Raw genomic sequence first — 11,876 nt, 5'->3', positions numbered from 1 at the left:
TTGCCTATTATTGTTTCTTGAGGCCAGCTGTACCATTTTGCAAATCAATCACCGTAATTTCTGGACGTGAAAATAGGCGGTAGGGAATTCTGGTGGTCCCGAGACCACGATTTACATACAAGGATAATTGGTCAACTGAATAGGATCCTTCGCTATACTTTTCTGCAAAAGGAGGGGTTACGATCGCACCTAGCAGTGGAATTTGAATTTGTCCGCCATGACTATGTCCGCTTAATTGTAATTGAACAGGGTATCTGGCTGCAGAATCAGCATAATCAGGAGCGTGTGACATAAGAATAGTAAATAATTCATTTGATTGTTCCGGTATGCTAACATCCAGACTTGGCTTGCCGAGCATTGCATCATCAACTCCGCTTATAACGATTTGACTGCCATCCGCATGGGTAATGATGTTTGATTCATTTACCAACAGGGTAAATCCATTATTAGTCATGATCTCTTTGTACATCTCTGTCCCATAACCCCCATGGTCATGATTGCCATATACACTATATTTACCAAGCGGTGCCTTCAGTTGACTTAATAATCTATTAAGTTCAGGGGTTACCTGATATTCATTCGGATTATCCATTAAATCACCTGTAAAGCAAATGATATCAGGCTCAAGTGATTGAATGGTTTCAATCGTTTTTTCTAAATCTGATAGATTATATTGAAAACCTAAATGAGTATCACTGAATTGAACAATCCGTATATTATTAAAGGATTCAGGAATGCGTGGATGTGAATAACTATAATTCGTAATATCAATCCAGGAAGGTTCAATATCTTTCATATAAAAACGCCCTCCTACAAGAGAGCAAAAAATAGTTGCTATATAGATGAATGATCTTTTTAAAAAGAGTCGTCTAGTTATTTTTTTCATAGTAAGGTTCCTATCTCATAATGGTCAATCTTATCCTATCATTCATTATGCTGATTGTTAAGATGTATGAATATTAATTTTTGGTTACAAATATATGTGCTATTTGGTCTATAGATTAACAGAATGTATTAAGGTAAAATGTAAGAATGATAGGTATTTAGATTGATTAGATTTATAATTTATATCAGTTAACTGAATGGACAGTTTCATTCTGAGGACGAGGGTGTTGCAGATGAAAAGAGCCAAATCATACGAAATGATCTACCTTCCTTCAAAAATAGGGATGATCAAAGTATACATGTATGGATTTCATAAAAATGGAGATCCAGGCAGAGTATTTGTTATGCTTAATGATTTAAAGGTAAACAGCAAAGGGACAAATAAGAAAGAAACCTTAATAAGTACTCTTTCTAAACTAAATGAGCTCATTAATCAATCATAAAGTGTACTAAAATACATACATGAAAATATCAAAATTTTTTTATTGTTAAAAAGCATAGCTAGCTGGCTATCCTTTCAGACTGTAGACAAATCCCTTATTTTTTAGGGCTTGTCTACAGTTTTTTTGTTTTCGCTATTCTTTCCGATTCGGTTAAAGCTATTTTTACAGAATGGGCTCGCTTTCCGCGGGCAAGAATCAAGCCAGCTCGCGCTCCGCACTGAGGAGTCTAGGGTACGCTTGTTTTTCTCATAAAAGTCTCTCCTATTAATATATTAGTTACTAATTTTAATTTTGGATATAATTAACAGAATTTTGTGATATAATAAAAAGTGAATGTTCATTCATTTTTTGGAGGGGTGTTATGAAGGGGAAAGTAGTGATTGTTACTGGTGGTTCAAGTGGGATGGGGAAGGCTATGGCATATCGTTTTGCGCAAGAGGGGGCAAAAGTGGTCATAACTGGAAGGAATAAAGAGAAACTGGAAAACACATTAAAGGAGTTTCCTGTTGGTCCGGAGAATACATTAGCCGTTCAGATGGATGTTCGTAATGTCGAGGATGTTCAGAGAACAATTGATGAGACAGTAAGTAAATTTGGCACTATTGATTATTTAATAAATAACGCAGCAGGGAATTTTATCTGTCCTGCTGAGGATTTATCACCGAATGGATGGAGATCTGTCATTGACATAGTCCTAAATGGTACCTTTTACTGCAGTAGTTTAGTAGGAAAGTATTGGATCGAAAAAGGGATTAAGGGATCTATCATAAATATGGTGGCTACCTATGCGTGGGATGCTGGTCCATATGTCATTCACTCAGCTTCTGCAAAGGCCGGTGTTCTGGCAATGACAAGAACTTTAGCTGTAGAATGGGGAAAAAAATACGGTTTTAGAGTAAATGCGATCGCTCCTGGACCGATTGAAAGGACTGGAGGAGCTGATAAGTTATTTCAGTCTGAAGAAGCGGCTCAAAGAACGCTCGAAAGTGTTCCTCTTGGAAGAATGGGAAAACCGGAGGAAATCGCTGATTTAGCATTGTATCTATTATCTGATCGTTCTTATTTCATTAACGGTGATTGTATCACTATGGATGGCGGTGCTCATCTCAATAAGTTTCCTTTTTAATGATAGATGAGGCTAAAATATCGCGTGAAGGTTTTTAGTTTTAGGCAATATAAATATGTAGAAAAAGGAATCCAATTAAGTGAATACAATTGGATTCCTTTTTGTGCTATCTATACTTCATTTTAAATAGAGTCATTCGGTGTTTTTTTTTGAGTTCACTCTTCTTTAACTAAAAAGGGCTAGGACTATTATTTTATCTTATTAAGTAGATGATGCTACTATAAATGAATAGTACTTTAAATCAATCGAGGTGTATGAATGAAGTTAGGTGAGTTTGCAATTGGACAGGTATTCGAAACTAAATCATATAAATTATCTGCAGAGGATATTATGAAATTTGCAGCTGAGTTTGATCCTCAGTATATGCATTTGGATGAGGAAAAAGCAAATCAGGGAAGGTTTAATGGAATTATTGCTTCTGGTATACATACATTAGCCATTTCATTTAAATTGTGGGTTGAACAAGGTATCTATGGTGATGATGTCATCGCTGGAACAAAGATGAATAATATAAAATTTATAAAGCCCGTCTATCCCAATGATGAATTACATACCATTGTTGAGGTTATTGACAAGGAAGCGAAGAAAAATGAAACGGGAATTCTTACAGTATTATTAACTACTTTTAATGATAAAGAAGAAAAAGTTTTTGAGGGTGAATTGTCCGTTTTAATAAAACGATAATGAAATACGAACAGTGACTAGCTTTTAAATGAAATGGTCCTCTGGAATCTAAAAGTAGAATCATCGATTACTATCTGAGGGAAAGATGTTGGCCCATCAATCTCCTGTTGGCTTCTTTTTTTCTTTTTTCTATATAAAGTGTTTATTCTGGTAAAAAGGGGAATAAGCTAATTAAAGGCCTTAAGATAGATGTATTCAAAAAGGAGGATCATAATGAAAAAGGTTTTAACATCATTGTTTACTGTCATACTTGCATTAGCAGTTTCTCCTCTTGCGAAAGCGGATGCTAGCAGCGAATTGGACAAACAGCAAGTATTTAATCTACTGGATGAGTCATTTCAATTGCAAGTATCTCTCTCTGAACAACCAAGAACAATGGACGAAATACGCGATTTATTAGGAAAATCCTTCTCTAAGGAATACACTGAGGATTTTATAAACATGAATGTACAAGAAAATATGGACGGCAGTGGTTACCAAACTTATGGTACCGATATAGCACTCTATTATATTCCGTTTTTTACATATAGTGATCGTACTAAATTTGGATATAGCTCAACGAATGACCAGTGGTATGTTTATGAATGGTTTCCGGAAAGTACCGATGGGCCAATAAGCTCTGAAGGGCATTATGAAGCAATCGGGCTATTCTATGATGAAAATAAATGGATGATTAATGATTATCAAATTGCTTTCGACCCGGAAGTACTTGATAGCAGTAAAGAAACGGTGCAAAAGGTGAGTAAAGAGGAAGAACCATCCAGTCAAACTTTAGTAGATGACATAACCAATTATATAAGCTATGGATTTATTAATCAAATGTCTCATTGGTTTGGTATAAATGGTCTAAAATAATCACCAAAGAAAAAGCTAATCCTTGTATACAAATAGGATTAGCTTTTCTATTGTTAATTTGAGCTGTTTAGCTGTTTCAAAATTCGCTCCTGATCAAATCCAATGATTACTTCATCCCCAATCACAAAAGTGGGGGTAGAATAAGAATCGTATTTTGTTACTAACATTTTTTTTGCCTTGGCATCCTTCTGAATATCTTTTAAGATATACGGAATATTGTGCTCATCAAAATAATTTTTAGCGTAAGCGCATGGCGGACAGCCTGGTTGTGTAAAAAAGATAATGGGTTTCACTGTTTTTCCTTCTTTCGAATGATTTCTTTCTACTAGTATACATGAAACTTGCAATGAGGAAGGCTTAATACATTTTTTTTCTTTCCTCTATTAATGAGTAAAACGGACAAGACACAGATTCGTTATTTTAATGGGAGAGATGGGTACATTAAAAATATAAGGGAATAGTATGCTGCATCACTCATATTGTCATTTTAGATTTGGAACAATAAGAGAAGAAAAGTATATAAAGCTAATTTTATTAATGAAAAAATAGCCCTGGAATTTTTCTTAGAACGTTTTTATGATAAAATGAGAAAGTCTCTTGAAAAAAGAGATGAAATAAAGGGTATAACCATCAAATACGGTATAATGAATTTGGGTGTTCAAATTATGCCTATTCCTATATTCTGTTACTAATGGCCAGTCCATAAGAAACAATATTTATTTGTTGGTAAGTCATGAAAGGAGCATATATTAGATATGTCACGATTACAAGGAATTCTATCACGTTTAAAAAACCTACAGGAGCAAGGGAAAGTATCTGATACAGCACAACGTGTGTTTGAAGTTGAAGGCCAGGTTAAATGCCAGGTTTCTTATTTCGATAAAACTGAAACATTCGAGCTAGAGATTTTCCAGGACAAAGGAAAGACTATGAAGTATCAATTTGATAACATTGATATGATTGCAATTGAAATTTTCGAGTTAATCTATAGCTAATTTGAAAATAAGATGATTTGGTTATGATCCATTATCATTTTCCTGATGGCATTTGTCCTAATTGTGGAAGTAGAATTCTGAAATGCTCTTACTAAAATTAAGCCTGAAGTGGAGAAGAAGGATCTATTACTACTGGCGGTTTGATACTTGAGTCATCCGAGCACAAACAAAAGTGGATAAACAGGAATTAACTATATAAGGGGTACTTAACCATGTTAGATATACAAAAGTTAGATGGATTTGAACTGACTGTGAAGGATTTAATGATTTCATCTGAACGTGTTGCTCATGTGCAACAGGAAAATAATCTGGAACATGCTTTATTGGTACTAACACGAAGTGGATATACTGCTATACCAGTACTGGATCATGACTATAAGTTGCATGGATTGATCAGTACACCAAAAATCATGGATGCAATATTGGGTCTTGAGCGAATTGAATTTGAAAAACTGGAAGAGATGAAGGTTGCCGAAGTTATGGATTCAAGTCTCCCATGTCTTAAAGAAGATGATTCAATTGAGAGAGCGATGGATTTACTTATTGACCATCCATTTATTTGTGTCGTCGGTACAGCAGGAACATTCGAAGGGATATTGACCAGAAGGCAAGTTATGAAGCAAACCAACCGTATATTAAAAATCATTAAATATAATTAAAATCAGTCATCTCTATCAATGAATTACGAAATAGCACAGATTATATAAAAACATCCGGACTAATTCCGGGTGTTTTTTGTATTGGATAAAATGATTAAGAACTACATAATAAGGTTGAGGAAAGAAAAAGTGTTAGTGCTAAAATTCCGTTCATAAGCCCTATGTTTAAGTTAAATATTCGAAAGTACGCTTTATTCTGGAAATAAACTTAGTTAAAATGAATAGAGGAGGGGGCCATGGAAAGATGGAGTTAAACCATGCATCACATAAAGCAAAGCGGGAGAAGAGGGAGACAAAACGACCGCTTGTGCTAATTTCGATTATATTAGCCTTATTTATGGGTGCTATAGAAGGGACGATTGTTTCTACAGCCTTGCCTGAAATTGTTGGCGAGCTGGGAGGTTTCTCCTTATATAGCTGGGTTTTCTCTGCCTACTTGCTAATGAATGCCGTAACTGTATTGATATATGGCAAGTTATCAGATTTATTTGGCAGAAAACCGGTATTATTATTCGGACTTACAGTTTTTCTGTTGGGGTCTCTTGGTTCTGGATATGCCTGGTCCATGCAAAGCTTAATTGTTTTCCGTTTAATCCAGGGTTTTGGAGCAGGAGCCATTACTCCGGTAGCGATGACGATTGTCGGGGATATTTACAAGAAAGAGGAAAGGGCAAAAATACAAGGGTATTTGTCCAGTGTTTGGGGCATATCGGCGATTTTAGGACCCGCGCTTGGTGGGTTACTGATTGAGTATATATCATGGAGCTGGATATTTTGGATGAATATCCCGCTAGGATTGCTCTCTATAGCCGGTTTATTGTTTTTCTTTCATGAGCATAAACACGTTAAAAAGCAAAAAGTCGATTATATCGGATCTGCACTGCTTACGGTTATCTTATTACTTCTAATGTATACCTTTGTAGAAGGTGGAATAGCCTTTTCCTGGATTTCATTTACCAGCTTGTTGTTAATCTCCTTTATCCTCTTTTTGTCCATATTATTTGTTAAGCATGAGAATAGAACTAACGAACCGGTTATGCCCTTTTCTATCTGGAAAAACAAATTAATTTTGTTTGCCAATCTGACATCTTTAACGACTGGAATTATGATGATTGGGATATCAAGTTATTTACCGACATTTGTACAGGGGGTCATGGGAAAATCGCCAACTATTGCAGGCTTTACACTTACTGCAATGTCTATTGGATGGCCAATCGCCTCTACCCTATCAGGTAATATGATGTTGAAAATTGGCTATCGCCGTACTTGTATGATAGGAGGCTTTTTTATTGTTTTGGGAGGCTTCGTCTTTACACTTTTGCCTCATTATGTTCACGTCATGTTGGCAGCATCAGGATCATTTCTGTTTGGAGTAGGAATGGGTCTGACAAGTACAGCTTTCATTGTTTCCATCCAATCCAATGTGGAATGGAATCAAAGAGGTGTTGCTACGGCTGCAAATACGTTTATGGGGAATCTGGGAAATACGATTGGTGCTGCCCTTTTGGGAGGAATTTTGAATAATCGACTAAATGCCTACTTTATACAGAATGGAGAAGGGAATGAAACGTTACATCTAAACTCAATAAATGAATTATTGAACTCGGATATTCGTTCTTCGTTAGAGTCAGGCAGAATGCTGATCCTCCAGAACGGATTGACCCATTCATTAAGCATCGTTTATATTATTGTCTTTATTTTAGCGATTGTGAGTGCAATATTGATCCTGAAAATGCCGAAAGAGGGTAAGATTAGCTAAGTGAAATTAGCTATATTGAATTATTTGCAGTTCAGCAGACTATAAAGGTAAAATAAAATGAATGTCTGATTAAGTTAGATTGGTTTGTGAGGGGAATAAATGGTTATAACTGATTTTGAATTATTGGATACTCTTGCTGTTGAATTAAATTTACGTAAGACTGCTGAGAGAATGTTTGTCTCTCAGCCAGCACTCTCACAGCGTCTTCAATCAATAGAGAGAGAATGGGGAACCCCGCTTTTTATAAGGTCAACAAAAGGGATGACGTTAACAGAGGCCGGAGAAATTGTTGTTCAATTTGCAAGGGAATCACTGAAATTGAAAGAAAAAACACGTGAAAAAGTAGATGCTCTTAATCATAATGTGCAAGGGACATTAAAGATTGCCAGTGCTTCTATCGTAGGTCAATACTGGCTTCCAACCGTTTTAAAAGAATATGTCAGTAAATATCCGAATGTTAAAATTTCATTGGTTACAGGTTGGAGCAGTGAAATGATTGAAAATATATATAATGGGGATTCTCATATTGGTATACTAAGAGGAGCACCTGATTGGCATGGTTATAAAAAACTATTGTTTAGTGATCATTTGTACCTTGTAGATACCGAATTGAGCCAATTATCGGATGCGTTATCGACAGAAAGACCCTTCATCTTGTTTAAAAGTGATTCGAACTATTATCGAGAAATTCAAAACTGGTGGATTCGCCATTATGGAATCCCTCCGACACGGACCATTTTGGTTGATCAAATTGAAACCTGTAAACAGATGGTGATGAACGGAATAGGATATGCCATTTTACCTGGCATTTCTCTGAGAGAAGGGGAAGCTTCTTATTTTAAACATCCCTTGTATGACTTGGAGGGACAGTCTGTAGAAAGAAAGACATGGTTGGTAAGTTATGATGCTTCACTTGAACTTAGACAGGTTAAGGCATTTGTTAGTTTAGTAGAGGAAATGGTCAATAAGCAGAAATGAAATCTCATTTCTTGTCTTTCTTAATCATGTTTGTTAAAGTAATAGAAAATTATTTAGGGGAGAGAAATAATACATGAAAATGATGGATGCAAATGAAATTATCTCTTTTATCGGTAATAGCGTTAAAAAAACTCCGGTAAAGGTATACATAAAGGGAGATATCAGTGATCTTACGTTTAATCCTGAAGTTAAGTCCTTTATTAATGGAAATACAGGGGTTATTTTTGGTGAGTGGTCTGATATTCAACCGACATTAGAAGAAAATAAGGCGAAAATTGAAGATTATGTAATTGAAAATGACCGTCGAAACTCTGCTATTCCACTGTTAGATTTAAAAGGGATTAATGCAAGAATTGAGCCGGGTGCCATTATCCGCGATCAAGTTCATATTGGCAATAATGCAGTTATTATGATGGGTGCTTCCATTAATATTGGTGCAAGCATCGGTGATAAGACGATGATCGATATGAACGCAGTGCTTGGAGGACGTGCTACAGTCGGCGAAAATTGCCATATTGGTGCAGGGGCAGTATTAGCTGGAGTAATTGAGCCGCCATCCGCCAATCCGGTTGTGATTGAGGATAATGTACTGGTTGGTGCCAATGCGGTTATCCTAGAAGGTGTCCGAGTAGGTGAAGGAGCTGTAGTTGCAGCAGGAGCTATCGTAGTTGAAGATGTTCCAGCTCATACAGTAGTGGCGGGTGTCCCGGCAAAAGTGATTAAAAAGATTGATGAAAAGACGAAATCTAAAGTTGAAATAAAGGAAGAGCTTCGTCAATTATAAAAAGTATGGAAAGGCGTGGAGATCTTGATTTCCGCGCCTATTTTAAATTGGAGAAGAGGTGGGCTTTGATATGGAGAAACTAATCGCGATTAGGAGAGATTTGCACCGAATTCCTGAACCCGGGTATAAGGAATTTAAGACTCAGCAATATTTGATTGAGTACATAAAAAATTTACCCGAGGACCGTATTGAATGGGAAAAATGGAGAACGGGTATCTTTGTTAGAGTGAAAGGATTAGCACCGGGAAAAACAATCGGATATCGTGCTGATATAGATGGGTTACCGATCAGAGAAGAAACGGAACTGTCTTTTAAATCTGAACATGCAGATTATATGCATGCCTGTGGCCATGATTTTCATATGACTATTGCCCTTGGCGTATTGACAGATCTTGTTGAAAATCCAATTAATGATCATGTTTTATTTATGTTCCAGCCTGCTGAAGAGGGGCCTGGCGGAGCAGAAGAGATGATTGCAAGTGAACATTTTTTAAAATGGAAGCCGGATTTAATTTTTGGATTGCACATAGCTCCCGAATATCCGGTAGGAACGATTGCGACCAAAACAGGCTTGCTCTTTGCTAATACGTCGGAGCTTTTTATTGATTTTAAGGGCAAGGGTGGTCATGCTGCCTATCCGCATTTAACGAATGACATGGTGATTGCATCCTGCCAGTTTGTCAATCAGCTTCAGACGATTGTGGCAAGAAATATTAATCCGCTCGATTCAGCTGTTGTTACGATTGGAAAAATAACAGGAGGTACCGTGCAAAATAGTATTGCCGAAAATGCCCGTATTGAAGGAACGATTCGGACACTTTCTGAAGAATCTATGCTGTTGATTCGCGGGCGGATACTGGATATGGCCAAAGGAATGGAAGTGGCTCTTGGTTGTGAAATAAACGTTAATTTTGGAGCAGCATACTACCAGGTGTATAATGAAGAGCAATTGACCGAAGAGTTTATGGATTTTCTTTATCAACGTCAGGATACGTCATTTGTGAAGTGTATGGAAGCAATGACGGGTGAGGATTTCGGATATATGATTAAAGATACACCAGGCTTTATGTTCTGGCTTGGTGTTCAGTCCTCTTATGGATTACATCATTCAAAATTAAATCCTGATGAGAGGGCTTTGCCTTTTGCTGTATCCGTTATATCAGACTATATTCGCATGAAATCAAAATAAAAAGATAAACCCGGCTGCAAAGAGGCAACCGGGTTTTATTCTTATTATGCATCTCCTTCAACAGTATATTTACGTCTGATTTGATCAATAGCCAATTTTATTTGAGAACGTAATTGCCGTTCAACATGGTATTGCTGTCCGTTAGTTGTTCTGGCAACAATTCGGATCGTATAATCTGCTGTACCAATATCCTGAATGCCTAGAATTTCTGGTCCCATAAGGATATCATCATCTTTTTCAGCCAATGAATGGCATATTTCTTTTATGGCTTTTGTAATTTCTTCTAAATTATCCTCTGCTTTAAGTTTTATCTCCACCATAGCACGCATGGCACCGCGTGAATGATTACTTAATATGGCAACCTGTCGATTTGGGATGAAGTGAAGACTGCCATCAAAACCTCTTATTTGGATTGTTTTAAGTCCTACTACCTCTACAACGCCGTTAATAACTCCTATTGTCACTTCATCGCCAACATCAATTTGTTTTTCTAAGAGGATAAAAAAGCCTGTTACTACATCACTCACTAAACCCTGCGCTCCAAAACCAACCGCTAAGCCAACGATTCCAGCACCGGCAAGGATTGCAGTAACATCAATTTGGAACATTTCCAGGATGGTAACAATTAAGATAAATATAAAAACATATCCAAAAGCGTTTTTTGTTAAGGATTCCAATGTTTTAGTGCGATTATCTGAAAGATGTTCCTTCGCCTGCATGCGAGAGAAAATCGTTTCAATGACTTTAAAGGTACATGCTCGGACTACTTTATAGATTAAATAAAATATAAAGATTTTTAGAGCCAAAATGCCAATATCAAAAAGCCAGCCTTCCCATTTTAAATCTGAAAATTTGAAACCCATTACCGTCATCTGATCCATTAAACCAATCCTTTCTCCTAACTACCTCTTATAAGCAGAAGTGTTCTTGTATGGTAGATCCTATTTTTTTGGTATACTATAATCTTGATATCATAGGAATGTATATACATTCTTTTCCTATCATCATAGAATAATATAGATATACCTTATAGGAAGTTCAAGGGTTTGCCAAGTGAAAGGTAAAATGTTCAAAAAGACATAATAGTCTTACACGTATTTTGATAGAAGGGTGAAGCTATAGATCATTAAGAGTATTGGTAGAGCTCTTACCTATTCTTTGTTTTTAGAATAATTCATATCATATTAAGTACTTAAAGTATTTTGAAAAATGAGATAGTAGAGGGTATCATTAAAGAGTCATTTGAATTTTCCTATGAAGAAGTGCTCATGAGTATCCTTCATACTAGTCTATTCAGGTTTATAATAAACGCAGGTGATAGCAACTTTTATATTCGTTTGAATTTTTCCAAAAAGTTCGATTGTAAATACTGTATACCTTGGACCATATTATGTATCATTTAGCATATGTGAGAAATTGTTAGATCCGATACACCTTTATATCCAAGAGTCTTATGATTAAAACTGTCAACGGGCTAACAAAAGTATCTTTCATGGTGAGGTATACATGAAAGATCGCT

Annotated in this window: 13 protein-coding genes; 10 read left to right on the top strand and 3 right to left on the bottom strand. The window is 36.3% G+C overall.

Features of this window, described 5'->3' with window-relative positions; all coding sequences use genetic code 11:
- Window positions 1-7 precede the first annotated feature (7 nt).
- On the bottom strand, window positions 8-796 hold the full coding sequence (locus AC58NB_RS09645; protein ID WP_497426614.1) for a metallophosphoesterase: 789 nt from the start codon (window positions 794-796) through the stop codon (window positions 8-10).
- Between the two features lie 322 nt (window positions 797-1,118).
- On the opposite strand from AC58NB_RS09645, the gene AC58NB_RS09640 reads away from it, so the two are divergent.
- From AC58NB_RS09640 to AC58NB_RS09625, 4 genes are all read left to right on the top strand, one after another.
- Window positions 1,119-1,328 (top strand): hypothetical protein, encoded by a 210-nt coding sequence (locus AC58NB_RS09640; RefSeq protein WP_497426613.1) that lies wholly within the window; start codon window positions 1,119-1,121, stop codon window positions 1,326-1,328.
- A 361-nt stretch (window positions 1,329-1,689) separates the two neighbouring features.
- Window positions 1,690-2,454 carry a 2,4-dienoyl-CoA reductase gene (fadH, locus tag AC58NB_RS09635; protein ID WP_497426612.1) on the top strand — a complete coding sequence of 255 codons (765 nt, stop codon included), beginning with the start codon at window positions 1,690-1,692 and terminating at the stop codon, window positions 2,452-2,454.
- A 258-nt stretch (window positions 2,455-2,712) separates the two neighbouring features.
- The gene (locus AC58NB_RS09630; protein WP_497426611.1) at window positions 2,713-3,138 is read left to right on the top strand and encodes a MaoC family dehydratase; all 426 of its coding nucleotides are present in this window, start codon (window positions 2,713-2,715) and stop codon (window positions 3,136-3,138) included.
- 213 nt (window positions 3,139-3,351) lie between these two features.
- A complete protein-coding gene (locus tag AC58NB_RS09625) occupies window positions 3,352-3,993 on the top strand; it encodes a DUF3993 domain-containing protein (RefSeq protein ID WP_497426610.1) in 642 nt (213 codons plus the stop codon).
- Between the two features lie 53 nt (window positions 3,994-4,046).
- On the opposite strand, the gene AC58NB_RS09620 is transcribed toward AC58NB_RS09625, so the two are convergent.
- Window positions 4,047-4,286, bottom strand: coding sequence for a glutaredoxin family protein (locus AC58NB_RS09620; RefSeq protein ID WP_497426609.1), 240 nt, complete (start codon window positions 4,284-4,286; stop codon window positions 4,047-4,049).
- Window positions 4,287-4,748: 462 nt separating this feature from the next.
- On the opposite strand from AC58NB_RS09620, the gene AC58NB_RS09615 reads away from it, so the two are divergent.
- The 6 genes from AC58NB_RS09615 to AC58NB_RS09590 all read left to right on the top strand — a co-directional run bounded on the left by AC58NB_RS09615 (window position 4,749) and on the right by AC58NB_RS09590 (window position 10,357).
- Window positions 4,749-4,988 carry a YkuJ family protein gene (locus AC58NB_RS09615; RefSeq protein WP_066100892.1) on the top strand — a complete coding sequence of 80 codons (240 nt, stop codon included), beginning with the start codon at window positions 4,749-4,751 and terminating at the stop codon, window positions 4,986-4,988.
- A gap of 212 nt (window positions 4,989-5,200) precedes the next feature.
- Entirely contained in the window at window positions 5,201-5,647 is a 447-nt protein-coding gene (gene cbpB / locus AC58NB_RS09610; protein WP_497426608.1) for a cyclic-di-AMP-binding protein CbpB, read from the top strand.
- A 244-nt stretch (window positions 5,648-5,891) separates the two neighbouring features.
- The gene (locus tag AC58NB_RS09605; RefSeq protein ID WP_497426607.1) at window positions 5,892-7,406 is read left to right on the top strand and encodes an MDR family MFS transporter; all 1,515 of its coding nucleotides are present in this window, start codon (window positions 5,892-5,894) and stop codon (window positions 7,404-7,406) included.
- 99 nt (window positions 7,407-7,505) lie between these two features.
- Window positions 7,506-8,384, top strand: coding sequence for a transcriptional regulator CcpC (ccpC, locus tag AC58NB_RS09600; protein ID WP_497426606.1), 879 nt, complete (start codon window positions 7,506-7,508; stop codon window positions 8,382-8,384).
- A gap of 73 nt (window positions 8,385-8,457) precedes the next feature.
- Window positions 8,458-9,168, top strand: a complete 711-nt coding sequence (dapD, locus tag AC58NB_RS09595) for a 2,3,4,5-tetrahydropyridine-2,6-dicarboxylate N-acetyltransferase (RefSeq protein WP_497426605.1) — start codon at window positions 8,458-8,460, stop codon at window positions 9,166-9,168.
- A gap of 70 nt (window positions 9,169-9,238) precedes the next feature.
- Complete coding sequence (locus AC58NB_RS09590) at window positions 9,239-10,357, top strand: N-acetyldiaminopimelate deacetylase (protein ID WP_497426604.1); 1,119 nt, start codon at window positions 9,239-9,241, stop codon at window positions 10,355-10,357.
- Window positions 10,358-10,401: 44 nt separating this feature from the next.
- Here the strand turns inward: AC58NB_RS09590 and AC58NB_RS09585 are convergent, their stop codons facing one another.
- Entirely contained in the window at window positions 10,402-11,238 is an 837-nt protein-coding gene (locus AC58NB_RS09585) for a mechanosensitive ion channel family protein (RefSeq protein ID WP_497426603.1), read from the bottom strand.
- Window positions 11,239-11,876: the final 638 nt, after the last annotated feature.

It is taken from the genome of Pradoshia sp. TA40_28, assembly GCF_059694525.1.
The sequence above is the reverse complement of the archived record's forward strand: the minus strand, read 5'-3'. Positions and strand labels throughout refer to the sequence as shown.